Annotated in this window: 22 protein-coding genes; 8 read left to right on the top strand and 14 right to left on the bottom strand. The window is 47.1% G+C overall.

Going from position 1 to position 24,000, the window contains the following annotated elements:
• Positions 1-2: 2 nt before the first annotated feature.
• Both ACN6NF_RS00595 and ACN6NF_RS00590 read right to left on the bottom strand, forming a co-directional pair.
• Positions 3-1,073: an ABC transporter substrate-binding protein gene (locus ACN6NF_RS00595; protein ID WP_474314249.1), complete on the bottom strand. Its 1,071-nt coding sequence runs from the start codon at positions 1,071-1,073 to the stop codon at positions 3-5.
• 20 nt (positions 1,074-1,093) lie between these two features.
• On the bottom strand, positions 1,094-2,092 hold the full coding sequence (locus ACN6NF_RS00590) for an ABC transporter ATP-binding protein (RefSeq protein ID WP_474314247.1): 999 nt from the start codon (positions 2,090-2,092) through the stop codon (positions 1,094-1,096).
• Between the two features lie 201 nt (positions 2,093-2,293).
• Between ACN6NF_RS00590 and ACN6NF_RS00585 the strand changes: the two genes are divergently transcribed.
• Both ACN6NF_RS00585 and ACN6NF_RS00580 read left to right on the top strand, forming a co-directional pair.
• Entirely contained in the window at positions 2,294-3,172 is an 879-nt protein-coding gene (locus ACN6NF_RS00585; protein ID WP_474314246.1) for a LysR substrate-binding domain-containing protein, read from the top strand.
• Positions 3,173-3,313: 141 nt separating this feature from the next.
• Positions 3,314-4,174, top strand: a complete 861-nt coding sequence (locus ACN6NF_RS00580; protein ID WP_474314243.1) for a hypothetical protein — start codon at positions 3,314-3,316, stop codon at positions 4,172-4,174.
• A gap of 129 nt (positions 4,175-4,303) precedes the next feature.
• On the opposite strand, the gene argS is transcribed toward ACN6NF_RS00580, so the two are convergent.
• From argS to ACN6NF_RS00565, 3 genes are all read right to left on the bottom strand, one after another.
• The gene (argS, locus tag ACN6NF_RS00575) at positions 4,304-5,983 is read right to left on the bottom strand and encodes an arginine--tRNA ligase (RefSeq protein ID WP_474314242.1); all 1,680 of its coding nucleotides are present in this window, start codon (positions 5,981-5,983) and stop codon (positions 4,304-4,306) included.
• Entirely contained in the window at positions 5,980-6,420 is a 441-nt protein-coding gene (locus ACN6NF_RS00570; RefSeq protein ID WP_474314240.1) for a YwiB family protein, read from the bottom strand. Before ACN6NF_RS00570 ends, argS begins: the two co-directional genes overlap by 4 nt.
• 94 nt (positions 6,421-6,514) lie before the next feature.
• Positions 6,515-7,405: a LysR family transcriptional regulator gene (locus ACN6NF_RS00565; protein WP_044788233.1), complete on the bottom strand. Its 891-nt coding sequence runs from the start codon at positions 7,403-7,405 to the stop codon at positions 6,515-6,517.
• A 150-nt stretch (positions 7,406-7,555) separates the two neighbouring features.
• Between ACN6NF_RS00565 and ACN6NF_RS00560 the strand changes: the two genes are divergently transcribed.
• Positions 7,556-9,307, top strand: coding sequence for an ABC transporter ATP-binding protein (locus tag ACN6NF_RS00560; RefSeq protein WP_474314235.1), 1,752 nt, complete (start codon positions 7,556-7,558; stop codon positions 9,305-9,307).
• A complete protein-coding gene (locus ACN6NF_RS00555) occupies positions 9,304-11,043 on the top strand; it encodes an ABC transporter ATP-binding protein (RefSeq protein WP_474314232.1) in 1,740 nt (579 codons plus the stop codon). Before ACN6NF_RS00560 ends, ACN6NF_RS00555 begins: the two co-directional genes overlap by 4 nt.
• A 119-nt stretch (positions 11,044-11,162) precedes the next feature.
• On the opposite strand, the gene ACN6NF_RS00550 is transcribed toward ACN6NF_RS00555, so the two are convergent.
• Complete coding sequence (locus ACN6NF_RS00550) at positions 11,163-12,455, bottom strand: MFS transporter (protein ID WP_474314230.1); 1,293 nt, start codon at positions 12,453-12,455, stop codon at positions 11,163-11,165.
• 264 nt (positions 12,456-12,719) lie between these two features.
• Positions 12,720-13,547, bottom strand: a complete 828-nt coding sequence (gene speE / locus ACN6NF_RS00545; RefSeq protein ID WP_474314227.1) for a polyamine aminopropyltransferase — start codon at positions 13,545-13,547, stop codon at positions 12,720-12,722.
• Positions 13,548-13,829: 282 nt separating this feature from the next.
• Here speE and ACN6NF_RS00540 point away from each other — a divergent pair, with 282 nt between their 5' ends.
• Positions 13,830-15,887 carry a transglycosylase domain-containing protein gene (locus ACN6NF_RS00540; protein ID WP_474314225.1) on the top strand — a complete coding sequence of 686 codons (2,058 nt, stop codon included), beginning with the start codon at positions 13,830-13,832 and terminating at the stop codon, positions 15,885-15,887.
• A gap of 145 nt (positions 15,888-16,032) precedes the next feature.
• Here ACN6NF_RS00540 and ACN6NF_RS00535 read toward each other — a convergent pair whose 3' ends face one another.
• Together ACN6NF_RS00535 and ACN6NF_RS00530 are read right to left on the bottom strand one after the other, a co-directional pair.
• The gene (locus ACN6NF_RS00535) at positions 16,033-16,497 is read right to left on the bottom strand and encodes a transporter (protein WP_250241649.1); all 465 of its coding nucleotides are present in this window, start codon (positions 16,495-16,497) and stop codon (positions 16,033-16,035) included.
• A 135-nt stretch (positions 16,498-16,632) separates the two neighbouring features.
• Positions 16,633-17,682 carry a hypothetical protein gene (locus tag ACN6NF_RS00530; protein WP_474314223.1) on the bottom strand — a complete coding sequence of 350 codons (1,050 nt, stop codon included), beginning with the start codon at positions 17,680-17,682 and terminating at the stop codon, positions 16,633-16,635.
• Positions 17,683-17,805: 123 nt separating this feature from the next.
• On the opposite strand from ACN6NF_RS00530, the gene ACN6NF_RS00525 reads away from it, so the two are divergent.
• Both ACN6NF_RS00525 and ACN6NF_RS00520 read left to right on the top strand, forming a co-directional pair.
• Positions 17,806-18,198 (top strand): VOC family protein, encoded by a 393-nt coding sequence (locus tag ACN6NF_RS00525; RefSeq protein ID WP_474314221.1) that lies wholly within the window; start codon positions 17,806-17,808, stop codon positions 18,196-18,198.
• 89 nt (positions 18,199-18,287) lie between these two features.
• Entirely contained in the window at positions 18,288-19,100 is an 813-nt protein-coding gene (locus tag ACN6NF_RS00520; RefSeq protein WP_474314219.1) for a pentapeptide repeat-containing protein, read from the top strand.
• A 100-nt stretch (positions 19,101-19,200) separates the two neighbouring features.
• On the opposite strand, the gene ACN6NF_RS00515 is transcribed toward ACN6NF_RS00520, so the two are convergent.
• From ACN6NF_RS00515 to ACN6NF_RS00495, 5 genes are all read right to left on the bottom strand, one after another.
• Positions 19,201-19,716 (bottom strand): hypothetical protein, encoded by a 516-nt coding sequence (locus ACN6NF_RS00515; protein ID WP_474314218.1) that lies wholly within the window; start codon positions 19,714-19,716, stop codon positions 19,201-19,203.
• Positions 19,713-20,066: a YunG family protein gene (locus tag ACN6NF_RS00510; protein ID WP_474314269.1), complete on the bottom strand. Its 354-nt coding sequence runs from the start codon at positions 20,064-20,066 to the stop codon at positions 19,713-19,715. Before ACN6NF_RS00510 ends, ACN6NF_RS00515 begins: the two co-directional genes overlap by 4 nt.
• Positions 20,067-20,098: 32 nt before the next feature.
• Entirely contained in the window at positions 20,099-20,281 is a 183-nt protein-coding gene (locus tag ACN6NF_RS00505) for a histidine phosphatase family protein (protein WP_474314215.1), read from the bottom strand.
• A 209-nt stretch (positions 20,282-20,490) separates the two neighbouring features.
• Positions 20,491-20,997, bottom strand: coding sequence for a PTS sugar transporter subunit IIA (locus ACN6NF_RS00500; protein ID WP_474314213.1), 507 nt, complete (start codon positions 20,995-20,997; stop codon positions 20,491-20,493).
• A 353-nt stretch (positions 20,998-21,350) separates the two neighbouring features.
• Entirely contained in the window at positions 21,351-21,857 is a 507-nt protein-coding gene (locus ACN6NF_RS00495) for a YwhD family protein (protein ID WP_016818549.1), read from the bottom strand.
• Between the two features lie 124 nt (positions 21,858-21,981).
• Between ACN6NF_RS00495 and ACN6NF_RS00490 the strand changes: the two genes are divergently transcribed.
• A complete protein-coding gene (locus ACN6NF_RS00490) occupies positions 21,982-23,994 on the top strand; it encodes a M1 family metallopeptidase (RefSeq protein WP_474314211.1) in 2,013 nt (670 codons plus the stop codon).
• The last annotated feature ends 6 nt before the right edge of the window (positions 23,995-24,000 follow it).

Genomic DNA, 24,000 nt, shown 5'->3' with positions numbered 1-24,000 from the left:
GCTTATTTGAACATTTGCGTGAACTTTTCCGTCACGTCTGTTCCGTGTTCACCCATCCATTCCCAATTCGTTTTCAGCAATGGAATCTCGTCCAGATTCGCACGCTTGTCAGCTTTGATATCCGTGCGTCCAGGGAGTAGGGAAGCATCTGCTACTAGTTTCTGTGCTTCGTCTGACAACAGATAGTCAATGAACGCTTTGGCATTTTGCTCATGCTGTGTGGACTTGAGGATTGCGGCAGGACGCGGGCTAATGACCGTTCCCTCTGTCGGATAAACGATGTCAATCGGCTCGCCTTTGGCTTTAGCCTTGTAGGTCATATAATCGACCGCAGCGACGACTACACCTTTAGCCCCCGTAATCACTGGATCTAGCGCTTCCTGATTGGCACCGGCCATGGCCACACCGTTTGCCTTGTACTGCTCAAATAACGTCCAGCCTCCATCGCCCTTGGCGCTCAGATAGCCTGTCATAAAATCCAACGCTGAGCCGGACAGCGATGGATCGGGAATATTAACCTGATCCTTGTACTCTGGCTTCGCCAAATCGGCCCATGAAGTAGGCGGGGATTTCACCAGCTTCTTGTTATAAGCAATACCTAGAGCAGAAGCACTGGTACTGAAATAGTTACCCTCCTTATCGGACCAATCCGGGTTTAGCTTGTCCGCATTTTTGGCATCTGGATAGGGAAGTGTAAGTCTTTCCTTTTTCAAGCCTTGTACAGACGGAAGCGAGGCCAGCACAACCACGTCCGCTACCGGATTCGACTTCTCCGCTTCCATTCGGGCTAAAATCTTACCGGTCGTTCCCTGAAATAACTCTACCTTAACCCCGCTCTGCGCCTCATACCCTGCTATCAGCTTTTTCGCCAGTCCATCCGGACCTGCGCTGTAAACAACCAGCTTCTGATCGGTCGACGCCACCCCTGCTTGCCCTGCTGATCCATCGGCTTGCGCCCCATCCTTCGATGTTGTAGCGGTTCCGCAGCCTGCCACAGCCAGTCCAAAAGTCAATGTTAAAGCAAGCATAGCCCCTTTTTTCCATCCTGTACGAAAAACACGCCTATTCATCATCTTGTTTATACCCCTTTTCCCTATGTTTCAAGTTGGTGGATGTATTGCGGTGATACCCAAATATGCATTTGTTCGCCTATGGGCAAGCGGGTGGAGTGATACGCAGTCCATTGCTCGCCGTTTTCGGCTACTAGACGGATTTCATAGCGATCGCCAACATAGCTGACATGCAGGATCTCTACTGTAAAAGTGTGCTGATCCGCTTGTTCCTGCTCCCATCGGACATGTTCAGGTCGAAATAGTGTCCGTTCCAACTCGATCCAGTTGGATTTGCCGATAAACCTTGCCACCTCTGGATGAGACGGACAACCATAGATCACTTCTGGTGTTCCCGTCTGCAAAATATGTCCACTTTTCATAACCACTACTTCATCAGACATGGACATGGCCTCGATCTGATCATGAGTGACATATAAGGCGGTCAGCCCCAGATCGCGCACAAGTGATATCATCTCAATGCGCATCTCCTCCCGAAGTACGGCATCCAGTGCACTGAGTGGCTCGTCGAACAAAACCAGTCGTGGCCGGATAGCAACTGCTCTTGCAAAAGCAACCCGCTGCTGCTGACCACCAGACAGTTGATGGGGATAGCGATCCTCCATCCCTGACAACCTCACCTTATCGAGTGCCTCTAGTACCACTGCCTGCAGTTCCTTGCCTTGAGCGCTAACAGACCTTTTCCCCCGCCTGCTCGCTCGCAAGCCGAAAGCCACATTTTCAAATACCGTCATATGCGGCCACAGCGCGAAATCCTGGAATACCATGCCAAAGTGGCGGAGATGTGCGGGAACATCCTTTTTGCGTTCAGCTGAAAAGAGAATTTCCTCTCCCATCGTGATTGTGCCGGTATCTGGTGTCTCCAGACCAGCAATCAAGCGCAAGAGCGTCGTCTTCCCACAACCGGATGGTCCGAGCAGTGTGGTGAATTTGCCCTGTCGTACGACCAGATTCGTCTCATGCAACGCGGTGGTATGGCTGAAGGTTTTACTTAATCCGCGAATATATAGATCCTGATTCATCGCATTACCTACCTGTTCTCGTGACTGACCCCAGTGTAAAACTTGAATTCGCAACCTGTGTTATTGGGAAGTTAAAACAAAATTAATTATTTCAATGAATTGTGTTAACACTCATAGATTTAATCTATATAGAGGCGGTTGATGCTGTTGCCCAGAGAATAAGCATGATTGTTCGACTTAACTGAAAGCGAGGCATTCTAAGTGAACTTAAGTCTTCTAAAGTTACACATTGTAGAGCTACTGAACAAGCACCATAAAATTACCACCGTAGCCGAGCTCCTCGGCCTAAAGCAACCCACTGTTACTTTTCATATGAAAAATCTGGAGCGTGAATTCGGTGTGAAGCTATTTGATACACGTATGGGCAAAATCATCCTGACGGATGCCGGAAATGCGCTGCTGCACTACGCCACCAAGATTAATGCACTTGCGGCTGAGGCTGAGCGGGTCGTCCGCGAGTTCGATACGCTCCAACGAGGGAGCATACGTATTGGCGCAAGCTATGTACCAGCTACCTATCTGCTTCCTGCCGTGCTGCACCGGTTTGCTCGCGATCACCCGGGCATTCACATCGCCTTGTCCGTGAAAACAGCGCCCGTGATCAAGGACATGCTCGCTCGCCACGAAATTGACCTCGGCATTATTTCGGCAGAGCCGTTTCAATCCCCAACGCTGCTCTCAGAATCCTTGGGAGCAGATGAACTGGTGCTCATCTGCTCACCCAATCATCCGCTCGCTAGCGAAGCCGATTTAACACCCGAGCGCATCGCTTCTTCCTCTTTTGTGTTGCATGGGAAGGATTCCAGCACACGCCACGTGACTGACAAATGGCTGGAGCGCGGTAGGCGCCGACTTCCATCCTATCTGGAATTAGATTCACTAGAAGCTATCAAACAGGCGGTTATGCTGGGAGAACACATCTCCTTTGTCTCTCGCCTTGCTGTTCAATCAGAGGTTGAGCGGGGTTTACTGATCATAAGACCTATTCCGGGCCAGCCTGTTGAAAGGCATATTTATATGGTCAGCAACAAAGATCGTCATCGCTCCGCGTTGATTCACAGATTCACTGAATATTTATGATGGAACCAAGATTAAATCTTAGCTGTCATATAAAAATTATGGTATTTTTTAACCAGAATACCATCTTAGCTTGACATATGACTGACAAATCACCCGTAAACTGAAGCGTGTAACCTATTCGGACGAACAGGAGAGGATGAAATGAAAACAAGCCTTCGTATCACCAAATTCATGTCAGTAGTAACTCTGAGTGCAGTGCTGCTCGCAACAGGATGGAAAGGGGCAGAGCCTGTACAAGCCGCTGCCAATGCCACACCAAGCTATGAGGTAAAGCTGCTGCTGGATACAGCTCAGGTCCTCAATGCGGATGGCTCTTTAAAAAGCGATATCGTAAACGAATTTCAAATAAGCGAAGATGCGCAACGATTGAGTGTCGAGTATTTTGATACAGACTCATTGCAACTGAATGACGAGGGTTGGAACGTTAGATTTCGCAAAAAAGAGGACAAAAAAAATTATGAATTAACCTACAAAAAGCGCTATACAGTCACAGGCGGAAATATCGACGCAGCACTCACCCAGGCCAATAAAGAAGGTTTCAGCGCAAAAGATGATAATTATGAGGCTGAGGTGGATTGGGGATACAACAAGCAGACACTAAGCTTTTCTAATGACAAGAAAACGAACGCCTCCAAAGGATTAGCTCTGCCTTCCCCGGATCAAGCGTTAAAACAATTGCAGGACAATCTTCCGGGTAAGCTAGAAAACTGGAAAAGCAGCAATTGGGGTAAACAAGCCTTGGCAAACTCCAGAGTACGCGGTCCTGTACAGGTCAGCAAATATGAGGGCAGCTTTCAGGGCTTGGATACTGACGTTGAAGTATGGCCTATTCGTAGCGCAAACGGATCGGGTACCGACAATATCATCGAAATCTCCTTCAAAACTTCGGATTACAATACTGCCGCAAGCAACCGTGCCAAGCTGATTAACCTGCTACAATCCAAAGGATGGCTGATTCCTGCCGATTCTCTGAAAACGAATCTGGTACTGGAACGCTATTAAACACTCGAACTAAAAATTACTCAAACCTAAAAAAGGAACCGAACGGGCCTCCCTGTAGAGGGCAGCACGAACGGTTCCTTTTTACTATTATACATATGACTACAGGGTCATTATGTTGCAGTTTTTTACTTACATACGTTCCGGTGCAGACACACCCACCAGCTTCAGTACATTGGCAATGGTCGTGCGGACCGCGCCAAACAAGGCCAAGCGAGCTTGCGTTTGAGCGGCATCCTCCGTGATGACACGCTCTGCCTTATAGTAGCTGTGGAACATGGATGCCAGCTCGTAGACATAGCGAATCATGCGATGCGGCGCAAAGTTTGCAGCTGCCACTGATACTTCCTCTGGCAACTCGCCAATTTTGCGTAACAGATCGTATTCATGCTCAGCCGTCAGCTTCGACAAGTCAACTTCTGCCAATGGCAGTACAGCAATATCCTGCTCTTCGGCTTGACGATATACGCTGCATGCACGTGCGTGTGCATATTGCACGTAGAATACCGGATTCTCATTGGAAGTGGAAATCGCCAAATCCATATCAAAATCCAGATGTGAGTCCATACTACGCATGGTGAAGAAGTAACGGATCGCGTCTACGCCCACTTCTTCCATCAGATCCTCCATCGTTACGGCCTTGCCAGTACGCTTGGACATTTTTACTTTTTCCCCGTTTTGGAACAAGCTGACCATTTGGGCAATCAGTACTTTAAGCTTATCCGGGTCATTGCCCAGTGCTTCCATTGCCGCTTTCATCCGTGGAATATAGCCGTGGTGATCCGCTCCCCAGATGTTGATGATCGTGTCATACCCACGAGCATATTTGTCGCGGTGATAGGCGATATCCGGAGTCAGGTACGTATAAGTGCCGTCATTTTTGATCAATACACGGTCTTTATCGTCGCCATACTTGGTCGTGTTCAGCCAAGTAGCTCCGTCCTTATCATAAATTTCCTCACGGTCACGCAGCTCATTCAGCGCTTTAAGCACTTCACCGTTATCATACAGTGATGTTTCACTAAACCAGGAATCAAAAGGTACACGGAACCGCTCCAGATCACGCTTGATCTTATTCAGTTCCTTTTCCAAACCGTATTCACGGAAATAAGCGGCACGATCTCCCGGTTCCATGGACAACAGAGAATCTCCCTTCTCAGCCACCAGTTCCTTCGCAAACCCGATGATGTCCTCACCATGGTATCCGTCCTCCGGCATCTCTGCAGGCTGTCCCAGCTCCTGCAAATAACGCGCTTCAATGGAACGGCTCATATTGTAAATCTGGTTCCCCGCATCATTAATGTAATATTCACGAGTGACTTGATATCCTGCAAAATCAAGCACGTTACAGAGCGCATCCCCTACGGCTGCACCACGTGCATGGCCCAAGTGAAGACTCCCAGTCGGATTGGCGCTGACAAATTCGATCTGTACCTTTTTGCCTGCACCTACCTGTACACGACCGTAATCTGCTCCTTGCTCCTGCACTTGTCCGATCACTGCATAGAGGTAGCTCTTGTTCAAACGAAAGTTAATAAATCCCGGCCCGGCGATTTCTGCACTTTCAATAGAAGCGGAAGCTAAGTCCATATTTGCAATCAAATCTTCTGCGATTTGACGCGGGTTCTTCTTCGCAATGCGAGTGAGCTGCATGGCTACGTTGGTAGCTAAGTCACCGTGTGACTTGTCTTTAGGTACCTCCAGCGTAATGGTCGGCAGCTCTTCACGGCTCACGATTCCAGCAGCCAGGACCGCTTCCTCGATTGCTGAGGTCACCTTTTGATTAATAAGTTCCAGTGGATTACTTGTCATGATTGTTGCTCCTCCTGTATATGCAAACTGATGGCAAAATGCCCCGAGAAATCCTCAAATACGTACAGATCATAAGTCCAGCTCACATGTCCGGTGAATCCATCCATCCGAATATCGAGCTTCTGCGTATGCGCAGACATGTTCAGGTTTAAATAAGGCGAGCGGTAAAATCCAGGCAACCTGCGTCCCAGTGCGAACGACTGCTCTGATTGTACCTCACCGTGACGAATCAGCTTTAGCTCATCCGGTCCGATCTTGACTGTGTTCCGTGTCGTACCGCCCTCAGGACTCTCTTGCAGCTCCTCGTACCTTATATATAGATGCTTCCCGCGAACGATTGCTTCTCCAGGAAGCTCCTGTACCACATCTTCTCCGTCATGATGACTATGAAGACGGATTCGAACCTTTGCATTGTGTGGCATGTGTTCAAACTCCATTCTATCGCTATCCTACTGTACTACTATATCCAGTTCCCGATTGCAATTCAAATGAGTTTTTACAAAAAGATGCTTTCGCCCTTAAAAAATTCAACTACTGTAGGTCAGCTGCACTGGATGCCTGGCTAAAACTTTCAATGAACCGGGAAGCCAAAGAAGACATGTATTTATCCTTCAACCAGACGGCAGCCACACGAGTGTGCAAATCTTCACACATAATTTCCTTAACAATTAAATGATTATTGCTGCCCAAAGACAATGCGGAGCTCGAAATCATGCCAATACCCAGCCCTTCGTTGGCCCAAAGAAGCGTGGTGCGGGCATCGTCATTTTTGCAAAAGTAGTTTGGCTCAAAGCCATGCTTCATACAGGTATCGTGGATCAATTGCTCAAAACGACGATATACGATGAGTGGTCTGTTCTTCAGCTCAGCCAATGATATGCTCTTCTGTTCGGGACTCCAATCATGTTCTTCCGTCATCACTGCTACCATCGGCTCAGTGGACGCATATCTACACCCTAAATCAGTGGTATTAAAAGGGGTTCTGACGATACCGACTTCTACAATTCCTTTGTTCAAAAGATCGAGAATCCGAAAGGTATTTCCCTCATGTATCTCAAATTTTACACCCGCATAGGTTTTATGAAATTCGGAAAGCCTGTCTTTCATCAGGGTTGCCCCAGAGGAAGAAACCGTTCCAATGGTAAGCGTCCCCTTCATCCCCATGGCAAAATCATTTATTTCCCTTGTCGTAGCATCCGTCAGCTCCAAAATCTGCTTGGCCCTGTTCCGTAAAATGATTCCGGCCTCTGTCAATTGAATGCTTCGTGAGCCTCGATGCACAAGTTTTACACCAAGCTCTTCCTCCAACTGCATAAGCTGTTGACTTAAGGGAGGCTGTGCGATTTGCAGTTTTTTGGCTGCCGCTGTAATCTGTCCAGCGTCTGCAATCGCTAAAAAATACTTGAGATGTCTCAATTCCATCATGAACCTCCGGTCCTGATATATGTAAAACCTATATCTCTAATATATATTAAATATTATTCATATGGTTGGGGATATGCCATAATCATATTCAGATATGCAATTACAATAGAAAACTTTATACAATATTCAGGTTAGGTGATGGTTTATTTGCTGAAATTTGCTGTTTTTTTGAAACCCTATAAAAAGGAAACGATTCTTGGGCCTCTGTTTAAACTAATTGAGGCTATTCTGGAATTGTTGCTGCCTACTATGGTCGCTTTAATGATTAATCATGGCGTTGGTAAGGGAGACACCCATTATGTTTGGCAAATGGGTCTTTTGATGTTGCTCATGACTATACTGGGCTTTGGCAGTTCTCTAGTGTGTCAGTTTTACGCAGCTCGTGCTTCCCAAGGATTCGGAACCACACTGCGCAATACGATGTTTAAGCATATTTCATCGTTTTCTTATGCAGATCTCGATAAATTTGGTACGCCCTCTCTCATCAACCGAATTACGAATGATGTCAATCAGTTGCAAACAGCTGTAGCGATGTTGATTCGTCTGGTTATTCGTGCTCCTTTTATTTGTATCGGGGCGATCATCATGTCCATGATACTGGACTTCCGCCTTGCTTTAGTGCTGTTGGCGGCTACACCCGTTCTGGCTTTGATTCTGTATGTAGTCATCACGAAGGCTTCTCCGCTGTACCAGCTATACCAGAAAAAGCTCGATAAAATCGCTCTGGTGCTAAGCGAAAATCTCACAGGTGTAAGGGTTATCCGTGCATTTGCCAAAAGAGGAGCTGAACGAGTAAAGTTCAATACCGCCTCAGATGACCTGACCCAGACCGCTATTCGTGTCGGCCGTATTTCTGCTCTACTTAGCCCAGCCACCTTACTGGTGGTCAACGGAGCTATTATTGCAATTCTGTGGATTGGCGGTATCCATATCCAATATGGATCTCTTACACAAGGAGAGATTATTGCGTTTATTAATTACATTACGCAGATTTTACTGGCCCTGATTGTGGTAACGAATCTCATTATTTTGTTCACCAAGGCTGCCACTTCAGCAGCGAGAATTCAGGAGGTCCTAGACACGGAAGCTTCGATTTCCGATACTGCCAATTCTGCATCATTCGATCAGGGAAGAACGGGTAAAATCAGCCCAGTACCAGCCATCTCTTTTGATCATGTCTCCTTTGGCTACAATAAGACAGGACAACTAGCACTTAGCGATGTAGTCGTAGACATCTATCCCGGTGAAACGGTTGGAATCATAGGAGGAACAGGCTCGGGAAAATCCACCTTCGTGAATCTGATTCCCCGCTTCTATGATGCAGTAGAAGGTTGTGTACTGGTCGATGGCATCGACGTACGGCATTACAAGCTGGAGCAATTGCGGCAGAAAATCGGGATTGTTCCACAAAAGGCACTGCTGTTCACCGGGTCTATAGCGGACAATATCCGTTGGGGACATGAACATGCGACCGATGAGGAAGTCGCCCGGGCCGCAGCTATCGCGCAAGCGGATGAATTTATTTCTAACTTACCGGAAAAATTCGACGCCCCGATCACGCGAGGTGGACTTAATCTGTCAGGTGGCCAAAAGCAGCGACTTACCATTGCCAGAGCTATTGTAGGCAATCCGGAAATACTGATTTTGGATGATTCCTCAAGCGCACTTGATTTTGCAACTGATGCCGCCCTTCGGAAATCCCTTCGGGAAAATAGCACCCGCATGACTGTCCTGCTGGTCTCACAACGAGTAAGCAGTGTACAGCATGCCGATAAAATCATTGTATTTGATGAAGGCCGGATTGTGGGAATCGGCACACATGATCAGTTGATGAGCAGCTCGGAGGTATATCAGGAAATTAATCACTCCCAGCTCTCAACGCAGGAGGTAGACCAATGAGTGGCAAGGAAACCTGGAGAAGATTGTTAACCTATGTGAGTCAATATAAATCAACAACGTTTTGGGTCATCGTCAGTGCGATTCTCAGCGTGCTCGCCAGTCTGGTCGGACCCTATATGATTGGCCGGGCTATCGACCATATGGTGAATAAGGGAGCGGTAGACTTTAGAGGTATTGCGCAGATTCTAGCTGGACTAGGCATTGTATATGTTGTAGGCAGTCTATTTAGCTGGCTACTCACATATTTGACGAACCGCATTGCTTTTCAGACTGTAAATGATATGCGACGGGAGTTATTCGATCATTTTAATATCCTTCCGTTAAGCTTTCATGACAATCATCCGCAAGGAGATAGCATTAGCCGTTTTGTGAACGATATGGATGCCGTGTCGGATGGCTTGTTGCAAGGCTTTTCCACCTTGATCACCGGATTGATTACTATTATTGGTTCGATTGTACTGATGCTGTATATCAGTCCGGTGATGACGCTGGTAGTATTAGTGTCTGCCCCCAACACATATGGTGTTGCGCGGTTCATTACTACAAAATCGCAACGCATGTTCCGCGAACAGGCCAAAATTTTAGGAAGTCTGAACGGTTATGTGGAAGAAATGATTGGCGGACAGCGGGTAGTTACTGCCTTTCATTATGAAAATCGCTCGCTTGAGGAATTTTCCGCCCGAAACGAGCAGTTGTATCAAGCCGGAGTTAAATCACAGTTTTACGGATCTTTGTCCAACCCTTCCACCCGATTGGTCAACAACATGACTTTTTCAGTCACCGCTATGATTGGTTGTATTTCAATCATTTTGGGTGGGATATCGGTAGGCGGTTTGTCGAGCTTTCTCATTTACACCAATTTGTTCGCCAAGCCCTTTAATGAAATTACAGGAGTGCTGACCCAGTTTCAGGCTGCTACAGCTTCTGCTCAGCGCATATTTGCTATTTTGGATTCACCGCCGGAGCAACCGGAAAAATCGAACGCCGTACAGCTGGAGCGCAGTAAAGGCACGATTCTGTTTGATCATGTGAAATTTTCCTATAATCCGGAACGGACGCTCATCACAAACTTTAGTTTGGAAGTCAAGCCAGGCACCCGCGTAGCTATTGTCGGACAGACCGGAGCAGGCAAAACAACACTTGTTAACTTGCTCATGCGCTTTTACGATGTGGACAGCGGTTCGATCTCCATCGACGGAGTGAATATCAACGATATGAGCCGGGACAGCCTGCGAACTAACTTTGGTATGGTGCTTCAGGATACATGGCTGTTCAGCGGAACGATCCGGGACAATATCGCTTACGGAAAGCCAGAGGCCACGGACGAAGAAGTCATTGCGGCTGCGACAGCTGCCAATGCGCATAGCTTTATCAACCGCCTGCCTCATGGTTACGATACGGTCATCAGCGGGTCAGGCGACAGCCTGTCGCAAGGGCAAAAGCAACTGCTCACCATCGCGAGGGTGATCCTCGTCGATCCACCTATGCTCATTCTGGATGAAGCAACCAGCAGTATAGACACCCTTACAGAAGCCCGTATTCAAAAGGCTTTTATGAAAATGATCGACGGACGCACCAGCTTTGTCATCGCCCACAGGCTATCGACCATCCGCGAAGCGGATCTGATCTTATATATGAAAAACGGCGATGTCGTCGAAAGCGGTACCCATGAAGGACTACTAGCAAGCGGCGGCCATTACGCCTCGCTCTATAACAGCCAGTTCACTACGGCCTAGCATTGCAGTTATGGTAACAGGACGTTACGTTCGTAAAAAACGTTCTCCTTAAAAGTCGGTTGCTCTTATGCAACCGACTTTTTTGTTGTGGCACAGAAAGGAGCTATTGCTTATGTAATTCATATCCCTGCTCCCGTAGCGGTCGGATGATCAATAGGCTCGTCCTCCTGAAAATCACGTCGATACCACCAGCCGATCAGAACGGCAATGGTGGTCATAGCCGCAGCCAGCAAATACACCTGCACCATACCAAATCGGTCAGCATACCAGCCCATGAATAATAAAGCCAGGCCAAAAGCGAGATTGGTAATCACATCAATCCCTGCCATCACTTTGGGTAGTTGGGCTGCTGGTGCACTGCTTTGTAGCAAGGTGCGGCGAATAATACCCGCCATTTGAACAGGTAATCCTGACACAGCAAAAAGAACAAGCGCAGCCACGGGAATGGTATTTAGCGCAAAGACAATGGTAATCAGTACATACACCAGCAGCGCACCGAGCATGTACAAAAAGCTGTTCTTTTGCAACCGCTTAACCAAGCCAACAACAATTAACCCACCCAAAATCGTACCGGAGAAAAAGGACGCGTTCATAAAGCCCCACCAGCTCTCATCACGATGCAACACTTGACTGACGTACGCCAAAATAAATACACCGAGCCAGGAGACTCCCCCAATACTGTCCACGCTATCGACGATCATTAGAGAACGAATACGGCGGTTGTGCCAAATGATTTTCCAGCCTTCCCCAAGCTCTTTCCAATGGGAGCCTTTTTCTTGTTCCTTTGCGGGTTCTTCCGCATTTGTCGGGGAATTCGAAGCTTCAAGACCTAGTTCCTTCTGATCCAGCGGATCACGAATGAAGGACGTGACAGTTACAGCCACGAGATAACAACAGGAGGCAATTGCAAGCGTATTCAGGGAACCCAGCCAAGCCACAATAATTCCGCTTAATGCCCAGCCTGCACACCTGACCACCTGATCACTGACCGCTACCATGCCGTTAGCCCGCATGAGTCCTTCACCAGTAGCCAAACGGGGGACAAGCGCATTACGCGCAGGATTGGTCCATCCATCCAAAAAAGACATGCCAAACACCATCACAAAAATAAACAGAAACGACCTCTGCTCAGGTACGATCCACAAATAAAGCAGCAACAGCGTAAAAATGACAAACTGCCCAAACTGGGAAAATAGCAGAACCTGCGTCAGCCGAAACCGACCGAGCACAATTGGTGCAACAAGCCCACTAAGCACTTGAGCCGACAATCGGAACAACGGGATTAAAATAGTCGTCATTAAGGAATTACTTGAACTGAATACCAACACCACCACACTCAACATGTAGATGATATCTGCTGCGTTGGAGATCGTCTGAGACCCCCACAGGTAATAAAAAGAGCGTCTGATCAAAAATGTTTCCCCCTCTTTGGTACATCGCCGATTTATGTATTTCCATAACCAAACCTCCCCTGTCGATATTACAAATCTGTTAAATGTCTGGTTTTTTGTATGTTCTACACACACCCTTAAATTTCCTTCTTTTATCTTAAAAGGAAATTCAGTGTCCAATATGTTTTCATGCCTACTCAATCTGATTTAGCACAAAAAAGCGTCTATAGCGCTCTTATCGCTCTATACTGGCGACAAAGAACACTAAGACGCTTTTTAAAATGTTTACTTCGTTAAATCTTCCACAAATTTAGGCAGTACAAACGCCGCTTTATGCAGACGCGGACTGTAATATCGAGTGTCCATCTCTGGAATTTGGGTCTCATCCACTTCCAGTGGATCATATTTTTTACTGCCCAACGTGAATGTCCAAAGACCGCTCGGATAGGTTGGAATGTTTGCACCGTACACACGCACAATCGGGAAAATTTCTTTTACATCTTTGTTGACCTTCTGAATTAGGTCAGCCTTGAACCAAGGATTATCCGTCTGCGCCACAAAAATGCCATCTTCCTTCAGCGCTTCAAAAATACCTTGGTAAAACCCGCGCTCGAACAGCGGCGCTGCCGGACCAACTGGCTCCGTCGAATCGACCATAATCACATCGTATTCGTTTTTGTGTTCGATAATATGCATATAACCGTCATTGACCAGCACTTCCACATTAGGCTCGTCCAACTTCCCAGCAATTTCAGGTAAAAACTTTTTAGAATATTCAATGACTTTACCGTCGATCTCAACCAATACAGCCTTTTCCACTTCAGGATGCTTGATGACCTCACGGATAACGCCGCCATCGCCGCCGCCCACAACCAAAACCTTTTTCGGATTCGGATGTGTATTCAGCGCCGGATGTGCTACCATTTCGTGATATACAAATTCATCCTTAACCGTGGTCATCACCATGCCGTCCAGAACAAGCATATTGCCGAATTCCTCTGTCTCGATCATTGCCAGATCCTGAAAATCTGTTTTTTCAGAGACGTAGGTTTGTTTGATTTTTGCTGTAATGCCGAAAGAGGGAGTCTGCTTCTCCGTAAACCACAAGTCCATCATTCCAACCTTCTTTCTGATCAAAGTATGTGTCCGGCAATCCGGTAGCATAAACATGGACTTTCCTTATAACTTCAACGCGCAAACGCCGAGTTTGCTATATTTATTGTACCAAACACACTTGAATTTCACACTTTTTGCATTATAAGCGATACCTGAATGGACCGCAAAAGCTTTTTTGGGGCTTAATCTTGTTTAAAATAGATACGTATGCGCATCTGATGAATAGACGCTTTCGGATTGACTATACTGAGAACATCAACTATGGAAGGAGGTGGCATGATGACCGATACGACCGGGCGATCCTCCAAGCGTAAACCGCTTTGGCTTCGATGCTTTCAAGGACTGATATCTCTCACGATTTTGACGGTCATCGCCGCCTGTATTCTGCTCGCCTACTTGTACACAACCAGCCTTCCGCTCGCCGATACGGATCGGAATTCACGTCTGCTTGATAGTCAGGGGCAAGTCATTGCCACCTTCTCTGCCGGAGGCAAGGAGTCCATTCCTGTCCACCTTGATCACATTTCGCCTGATTTAATAGCAGCTACATTGGCTGTGGAAGACCGGAAGTTTTACGACCATTTTGGCTTTGATTTCAAAGGCCTGGGCCGGGCAATCATCGTTAATTTGACCCGCTGGGACATGTCCCAAGGGGCCAGCACACTGACTCAGCAGCTTGCGCGCAATCTGTACTTATCTCACGAGAAAACCTGGACGCGCAAGGCCAAGGAAGCCATCTATACCGCACAGCTTGAAATGAAGTATTCCAAGGATGAGCTGCTGCAAATGTATTTAAATGAAATTTACTATGGTCATGGCGCCTATGGCATTGAAGCGGCTTCGCAAATGTATTTCGGTAAATCCGCAAAGGATCTGGATTTGGCCGAAAGCGCCCTATTGGCAGGTATTCCAAAAGGACCGACCTACTATTCACCATATAATCATATGAAAAACGCAAAGGACCGGCAAAAAATTGTACTGGACTCCATGGCACTCATCGGTAAAATTACGCCCGCTGAAGCCAGCAAGGCCTATGAGGAAATACTGCCCTTGCGGCCCGAGAGCCAGCGTCGGACAGTGGAAGCCGCTCCCTGGTTTCGCGATTACGTCCGCCAGCTAGCGACTCATCAACTTGGGATTAGCGAAGCGGTGCTTGAGCATGGTGGGCTAAGCATTTATACAACGCTGGACATGCACATGCAACAGGCAGCCGAGGCGGCTGTCAACGAGGGCATGAAGAATAGTAACGGACTGGAAACTGCATTAATCTCCATGGACCCGCGTAACGGACATGTCAAGGCTATGGTGGGCGGAACGAACTATGTAGGGAATCAATATAACCATGCGCTAGCCACAACCCGGCAGCCAGGCTCCTCTTTCAAGCCGATCATGTATCTCAGCGCGCTGGATTCCGGCCAATTGACGAGTACATCCAAATTCGAAAGCCGGCCGACGTTGTTCCACTACGACAACAACCGCAAAACTTATAAGCCCAAAAATTTTGGAGACAAATATTTGGGCGAAATAGATCTGCGGCGCGCCATTGCGGCGTCTGATAATATTTATGCCGTCAGCACCATTTTGCAGGTGGGAGCGGATAAGGTCATGGACCTCGCCAGCAAAATGGGCATTACGAGCGAGCTCAAGCCCGTGCCTTCGCTGGCGCTGGGCGTGTCGCCCGTCAGCCCGTTCGAGATGGCCTCGGCCTTCTCGGTCATCAGCAGCGGCGGGCAAAAGGTGGCTCCGGTGGCGGTGCTGCGCATCACCGACGCAGCCGGGCGATCGCTGTACGAAGCGCCGCAAGCAGCGCCTGTGCAGGTCGTGAAACCCGCCTCCGCCTATGTCCTCACCCGCCTCATGGAAGGCGTGTTCGAAGAAGGCGGCACCGGCAACCGGGTCGCGAAGCTGATCAAGCGCCCGGTTGCCGGCAAGAGCGGCACGACCAACACGGACGCGTGGATGGTCGGCTTCACCCCCGAGCTATCCACCGCCGTTTGGGTTGGATATGACAAGGGCAAGGCCATCAGCACGCAGGATGCCCGGCGGGCGGCACCGATTTTCGCACAGTATACAGAAAAAGCGCTGGAGAATGTGCCGCCCAAAATCTTCCCGATCCCTGACGGCGTAGTCAGCGCCTATATTGATCCGGCCAGCGGCAAGCTGGCTGCACCGGACAGCCCTGACAAGCGGCTGGAGGTATTCGTTAGCGGCACCGAGCCGAAAGAGACTCTATCGGGGCAGAATAACCCACAGGCATCGACATCTACTGATCAAGCGGAACGACAGGCCGAAAAAAAATCGTGGTGGGGCAATTTTAAACGATGGTGGATGGAGTAATAGCAAAAAAAGACTGGGAACGCCATGAGCGCTCTCCCAGTCTTTTTATCTTTGCTTTACTTATCTCATTCGCCCATTTTAGCTCTCTTGCCAGTGCCATCAGCCATCACCCAGTTAAGCCCCGCTCTTCCCTAAAGCTGCGCTATTACCAATAACAGCTAAACGACTCAATACGGTTAAGGTCTACACCATAATAAAACCAAAAACGTCCACTCCACCGAAAACCCGCTACCGATGTTCTGCCTACAAAGACAGGGTACAACCAGAAACGCTCTCCGTTCGTCAGCCATACAAACGTGTTGCGGTACAAACAACCGAAAATGGCTCCAGGGTCAACAGCATAGGCCGAAACTAGCGGCTTCGGTGGCGTAAATTGCGGTGGTGGAGAAGTGGGTGCTTGAGCTTGCTGCCCACCCTGCGGACCGAACGGCCCTTGCGGCGGCGGCGAGAACGGCTGTGGCGAAAATGATCCTGGGCCTGGTGGCGGACCTATCGGAGACGGGAACGAATCCTGCATATCAGGAAATTGTGGAATCGAAGGACCTGACGGCGTGAATGGACCCGGAGTACCCGGTTGCGTTCCGAAAGGAACTTGTGGTAGTAAAGACATGTGTTTCACTCCTTGTGTTCTAGGCTGATGTATCCTATGCGGGACATCTGCCCGTGGACTGGGCGAATCCCTAGATCGCCGCCAAACTCCGTCATTTCGTCCTTTTGTATCAAAATTTCTTATATCTCGACCCGATTAACTCCTCGTCTGGACATGCTCCAGCTCAATTTCATGCACCATTTTAATCTCGACTCGTTTCCTAATCTCGTCATACTGTTCCAGCAGCCGATGCTTATACCCTAATTGTTCGTTCATCCAACCTATCATAGAATCATCCTTATGCTCCGTGGACCAGCTAAACAAATCGCTATAGAGCTGATCAAATGATTCTTTGTTAAGGCGAGCAAAACGGATCGGCCGAGCCCTATAGCTGAGCTTTAGTTCCAACATTACATACAACACATCCAAGCGGTACTCCAATGCCTGTATACCTGCTTTGGATACATCGTAGCTTTTTATATCCTGAATAAGCTCTCTAAAGGTCAATCCTACATGCTGCATCGCAAAATAAGCCCACACACAACTTCCCGTAGCCGTTCCATGAGCCTCCCAAAGCGGATTCCACAAAATAGATCGGATCGTATCCTTTTGCCCTTCTCCAAACAATGCAATTCCAGCAATAATTCCAGCATTACAATCTACGGAAGCATGTTGCTCTCCCCAATGCACCAATCGCGGAACCATATCCTCAGTAGTACATTTAAAGCTCAGTAGAGGCAAAAACTCATTAAATAGATTCTGATCGACTGCCTTTTCCAATTCAGTCGCCAATCGTTCACGAAACAATTCGCATGGAAGATGTACGAGTCCCAAACAAGCATCCACAGATGCTGCTCCATATGGCTCTTTCACCCATGCGACGAGATCAGCCGTAGCTTCCACACAACCCAAATAACCTAGCGCATATAGTACACCATCAGGTATACGTTCGGGGGATGCCTGATTTCGAACGTAACGCTCGTACATATCCTGCGCCAAGGCAACATCTCCGCATCTCATGATCGGCTGAAGAAGTAGCCCCCTTTTATAATGATGAGGATCTTCTACAAAAAGCCAATATAACTCCCAGGCATCCTCCACGGTTCCATATTGGGCAACTACATCCGTATAGGCAGAAATGATGCTGGCATCCAGTTTATTGCCTGAGCCCAACATATCAATAAGTCTTGCTTTCGCGTCTATCATCTGGTTTCTCCCTTCTCAGTTATGCCTATCTTTCTTTATGAAGTACTTCTCTAATCGTGAATATTTCTATTACAAAAGAGAAAAAATGTTATCATCTATAATCCACTCAAGGGAGCTGATCTGATGCAGGATTCTAGTCCAAAAATCACAACGTTTTTCATGTTCCCCGGTCAGGCAGAGGAAGCCATGCAATATTATACCTCTGTATTTAAGCCGTCTGGTATCATGAGCATTTTTCATCAGGAAGATGGGACCGTGTTACATGCCGTATTCAACCTCAAAGGGCAGACCTTTATGGCCATAGACTATAACCATCAGGACAAACACTCTTTTACTCCAGCTCTGTCGCTATTCGTCACTTGTGATTCGGAAGAAGAAATTCATCATGTGTTTGGCCAGCTATCTCAGGAAGGCCGAGTTTTAATGCCCCTTGAAGCCTCACCCGTAAGCCAACAGTTTGGTTGGGTCGAAGACAAGTACGGTGTTTCATGGCAATTGAACTTGGCAAAAGGATAATCGACCTATTTTACTTAGCAATACACCATAACTCATCTTTTTTTGGTACTATTACATTTAGTAGGTGCTAGTAAAAGGATGTGTGTTTATTGTATACCGCCGATTGTGAAAAATGTTTTGGTTTATGCTGTGTCGCCTTGCCTTATGCCAAATCTGCTGATTTTGCCTTTAACAAGGATGGGGGAACTCCCTGCCAACACCTAAATGCGGATTATCGCTGTGACATTCATAAGAATCTAAGAAATAACGGCTTGCGAGGCTGTACCGTATATGATTGCTTTGGGGCAGGTCAAAAAATTTCCCAAGTTGTATACAACGGAAAAAGCTGGCGAGACAATCCTGCAATAGCTGAAGAAATGTTCAATATATTTCCCATCATGCAGCAGCTTTATGAAATGCTCTATTACCTAAATGAAGCCCTTAGCTTGCAAGAAACTCACTCCATCTATACCGAGTTACAAGAAGCAATGGCGAAAACCGAGCAGCTTACGGATCAAGATCCAAAATCCCTCATAGATCTTCATGTACCCACCCATAGGGCGCTAGTCAATGATTTACTTGTACAAACAAGTGAGTTAGTACGAGAAAAAGCAAAGAAGAACAGGGAACACAACAAATATAGTAAAAAAATCAAAAGTAGAGACCTTATCGGGGCTAACTTAAAGGGCGCTAATCTGAGAGGCGCCAACCTGAGAGGCGTTCTACTGATTGCTGCTGACCTGCGAGAAGCTGATTTGAGCATGACTGACCTTATTGGGGCGGACTTTAGAGATGCTGATTTAAGTGGGGCTAATCTGGAGGGAAGTATCTTTCTTACACAAGCGCAATTAAATTCGGCTAAAGGCAATGGTAAAACCAAACTGCCCCCTTCTCTAAGCTTTCCAAACCATTGGCTAAATTAATTTTATTATAAAGCAACATTGCTTACCCAGATGAAAAAGAAGTAGATCGCCCCACAAAGGTAACGGTCTACTTCTGAATTTTATTATTCACTCCGTCATTTTACTCATCCGCTACATGCTGCTCTGTAGTGCTTTCCTGATAAAAACAGACTTGTTCCTTACATCCATAACTAATAGTAGATCCAGTATCCTCATAATAGCCCATATCTTCGAAATTCGCTGGCTTTGTGGCTTCAATAAGATTTAGCAAATCCTGCGCGACTTCTTCTATAGAGTCTTTCTCAGTATCTCCCCCTATAGCTGGGCCACCCGGCCCCTCATATGCAGTCAGTATCCAGCTTTGGCCCTCCGAATTTGTTGCCTTAATTATGTACTCATAGGCCTTTTCAAAATCTTTCGATGTCCTCTGGGGTTCTCCGAATAAAGTAATTAGCGCTCCTCTAAAATGAGCAACAGTGTCCTCTTCCAGCGATGTAGCATGAAGAATATTGGATGTCATTAATGCAGCCTTTTGATCGTTAACTTTTATATATCTATATTTTGACACATACTTCTCGCCTGAATACTTTTTACTTTTTGGGGTTGATGCCTGTGGGGATATCTTAAACACACTCATACCTTTTCGTTAAGAGCTTTTCCTAGTCTCCGGCTTAAAGCTGCATACTGCTCTGCATTGGTGTCTGAAAATGCTTCTTCCCGGTTGGAGTATACATGCTGATACTGCGGAAGGCTTGAAAATTGCGACTTCGTAAAATCTATAATGTCCTCACCGATTTGGTTGTAATAATGCCAGCCGCTATCCAGCCAGGTCTTTAAAATATCACCGCCAAGCCTGTCCTGAACGACGAGCGCTGTGACACCACATTGTCCGGCAGCAGGATTATTGGCTGTCCATTTAGAACTAGACTCCAAAGACCAAGCCTGAAACAATGCCTTTTCTAATTTTAAAATACGGTTTGCATTCAACATGCGTCTCCCCTTTCGAAGCTATTCTGCATTTATAGTAAACGTGCCTTACTTATTTCAATCCATATTCCACACTCTGTGAATCTTGGCTTCTGACCTACATTCTCCATAAAATCAGCCAACTGCTCAGCTTGCCGGGTACCTTCATCGGTGAGTCGGGCATCTGGTTCCTGTCCGGTTGCTTGGGCATGTCTGATAAAATAAATTTTCTTCATGTCATCACTCCTAACCACCACACAAATGTAGTATTTTATATATGCACAAATAATTATTGTATTGGTAGTTTAGCAGATATAATCGTGCTTCTTCATCCCCAGTTCAAGTAATAGCCAGTTCTATCGAAAGGCCTTCCCTTGACCAATCAGTGAATTATCTAAAGAAAAGACTAACCAGGAATTCCTGGTTAGTCTTTTCTGAATGAAAGCTAGGCTTTTAAATGAACCCTTAATACAGGTACATCTGGAGAAGCAGATGAATTACCCAGTATCTCCACATGACTAATCATCTCTTGCCCATCTGGAACGATTACTGGAGTAATTACAGGTAATCCACCCTGCTGAATCGCATCCAGATCAAACTCCATCAATAATTGCCCTGCTTTAATGCTATCTCCTACTTGGACTTTAGGATTAAATCCCTGTCCTTTGAGGGAAACGGTATTAATGCCGACATGTATCAAAACTTGTACGCCAGATTCATGTTCAATAATGAGAGCGTGTTTGCTTTTCTCCATAACATGAGCAACTTTTCCCGCGAAAGGAGCGGTGACCCTACCCTCAGACGGATGAATAGCGATGCCATCCCCCATAGCTTTTGTCGAGAATGCAGGATCTGGAACCTCTTCCAGGGAAACCACTTTTCCTTTAACCGGCGCTACCATGTCGAACTGTTCAATACGGGGAGCCGCCTTCTTTTTCAACCATTTAAACATAACGATGCCACCTTATTTAGAGATTACATTCATAAACAGCGATAGGAAAAAAACTATATCCTTTTAGGAACCGGTTCCACGAATTAATTAAATAAAAACCGGAGTGAAACCGATTTCTATTTGAATTATAGTGAATGCCTTTCCATAATGTCAAGGCGATGATGTTCATAACTTACATGAAAAGGAAGTAGATTTCTATTTTATTGTCCGGTACATATTTCATGAGGTCAGAAAACTAACAATTGAAGGCATCATAAAGCTTAAATAGAGATTCCAATTCGGTTCTTCTTATAGGAAAAAGCAGCCTACAGTGGCTGCTTTTCTACAATACTATTACTTCGTTAATGCTAGGCTTACCCTTCCAGCGCCTGCTTCAATTCCTCAGGCGAAGCGTCCCACCATTCCTGGTTATGCGAAATCAGCAGGCTTCTGAGCGCTGCCTTATCTTCGCTACCGAGATCATCCAGCATGAAACGGCGCTTGAGTGCATAATCCATACGATTAACATGATCGGCAAGGATTTTCCAGCCGCGTTTGGCTTCGTCGTCAATCAGCATCTCGCAGGCCGTCGCGCCACCATACATACGTCCTTCGGGCGTACGGTCCACAGCTACCCATACCAGCCATACCTGGCGTCCGTTTGGTACGTCCTCTTTATTCGTAGAGAACTTGATTCCACGTTCTACTTTACTTTTGGCATGCATGGCACCGACATCAATTTTCGCCTCTCCTCGGTCAATGATGACCGGGGACATGCTGTTCAGGTCGATTGAGCCTGCGCCGAAGCCCTTATGTTTACTCTTGCCACTGACAATATTCAGTGCAATCTGCTTTTTGCCGTCCGGTTGATTTTCACTCATGCGTCACTATGCCTCCAATTTCCGTCTTCACACTCATTCTACACTATAAATATTTTAACTAATAATCTCCCGAAAGCAAACATATACATGCTGTAGATGCTTGTCAACGGGAGGTATCCATTGTATGACCCCAGCACGCACCAAAATCGTTTTATTGTCCACACTAGCCCTCGGACTCCTCGCAGGGACGTTATGGTTTGCCTGGCAACCCCCATCGCATTCCGCCCCTCAGTCCGCAGGCAAACCACTATACGGCTCCGAGTCTGAGTCTGCGCTTGCGCCAAATATGGGCAAGCCTCTAGGGGCCAACATCATGCCCGACCTGCCCAAAAACCCTCCACAGCCCGCTTCGGAAATTCTCAGCAAACGGGTGGTGGAGTATCACATTGATGTATCTCTGGAAAAAGGACGGGTTTTACGAGGCACTGAGACACTGACCTGGAAGCATCCGGGCAAGAAAACTGTGAATGATCTGTATCTTCATCTATACCCGAACGCCTTCTCTTCCATGGAAACCACCTTTATGAAAGAATCCGGGGGGAAGTTGCGCGGAGACACCATGCCCAAGGACGGCTTTGGCTCCATGACGCTGACTGAACTAAAAACAGAAGACGGTTTATCTCTCATGCACCGCACTCAATATGTACAACCAGATGACGGTAACGCAAGTGACCGTTCGCTTATGAAGGTGCGTCTACCCAAGCCGGTACGAGGTGGCGAAGAAATCACACTATATATGAAGTTTGAAGTCAAACTGCCTGGCATTTTCGCTCGTATGGGTGCGACAGATGATTTTGTAATGGCTGGACAGTGGTTTCCAAAGCTCAGCGTCTATGAGACTGCAGGACAACGTGGACGCGCCGAGGAGGGCTGGAACCTCCATCAGTATCATGGCAACTCCGAGTTCTATGCCGATTTTGGAATTTACAGTATACGGATTCGAGTGCCTGAAACACACATCGTAGCAGCGACCGGATTTCCCACCCGTGGTGCAGTACGACAGAACGGCCAAAAAATATATCAATTTTATGCCGATGATGTACACGATTTTGCCTGGGCCGCTTCACCCAACTTTGTAGCCGTAGAAGAACCCTTTTCTTCTGCTGAGGTTCCTGGTGTCAAAATCAAGCTCTATCTGGACCCGTCCCATAAGGAACTCAAAGGACGTTACATGAGCGCAGCCAAGGCCGCCCTTTCGTACTACAGCAAATGGTACGGGCCTTATCCATATTCCACTCTATCCATCGTCGTTCCACCCAAAACAGGCAGTGGAGCCGGCGGCATGGAATATCCAACACTCATCACGGCCGCAGCTGCGGACCAACTGAATCCTGGCTACAATCTGGAACGTACGCTGGTTCATGAGATTGGACATCAATATTTCTACGGAATGGTAGCCAACAATGAATTTGAGGAGCCTTGGCTGGATGAAGGCTTCACCTCCTATGCAGAAGAACGGCTCATGGAGCAAGAATATGGGCTTACCCCCAACTTGCCATTACAATCGGGACAGGTAGCTTCCCCACAGCCGCTAAACCGCGAATCCTGGAAGTACGGGTCGGCGGCTGAGTATGCGCAAAATGCCTATTCACGAGGTAAATTAGTACTACGAGGTATTGAGCGTCAGGTGGGTATGAAAAAAATGGACCGGATTATGCGGACCTACGTCCAGACTTATCGATTCAAGCATCCGACCTCACAGGATTTTCAACATGTCGTGGAGAGAGTGACCGGACGATCATGGAGCCACTATTTTGAACAATATGTATATGATGGCCAGATGGCGGACTTTTCAGTCGATCGCATCATGAATCACAAGTTGGAGAATGGATATGAAGCAATCGTGACGCTCAGCAAAAAAGGAGCAGATTATCCCAAAATCCCTGTTCAATTTACCTTCAAGGATGGTACAACAATATTCAAGGCATGGGATGGTGCGGGCAAAAGTACAACTTTCCGACTCAAAAGCGCTTCTCCCGTGTCCTATGTGACTGTAGATCCTCTATACACTATTGCACTGGAGAACAAGCATATTAATAATAGCCTGAAGGCTGAATTGGATGAAAAACAACAAACCCGTTGGAGTGTAAGTGTAACCAAGCTGTTGGAGACACTGCTTGGAAGTCTGTCATGGTGAGGTGTC

This window comes from Paenibacillus sp. TSM33 (genome assembly GCF_056099025.1).
The sequence above is the reverse complement of the archived record's forward strand: the minus strand, read 5'-3'. Positions and strand labels throughout refer to the sequence as shown.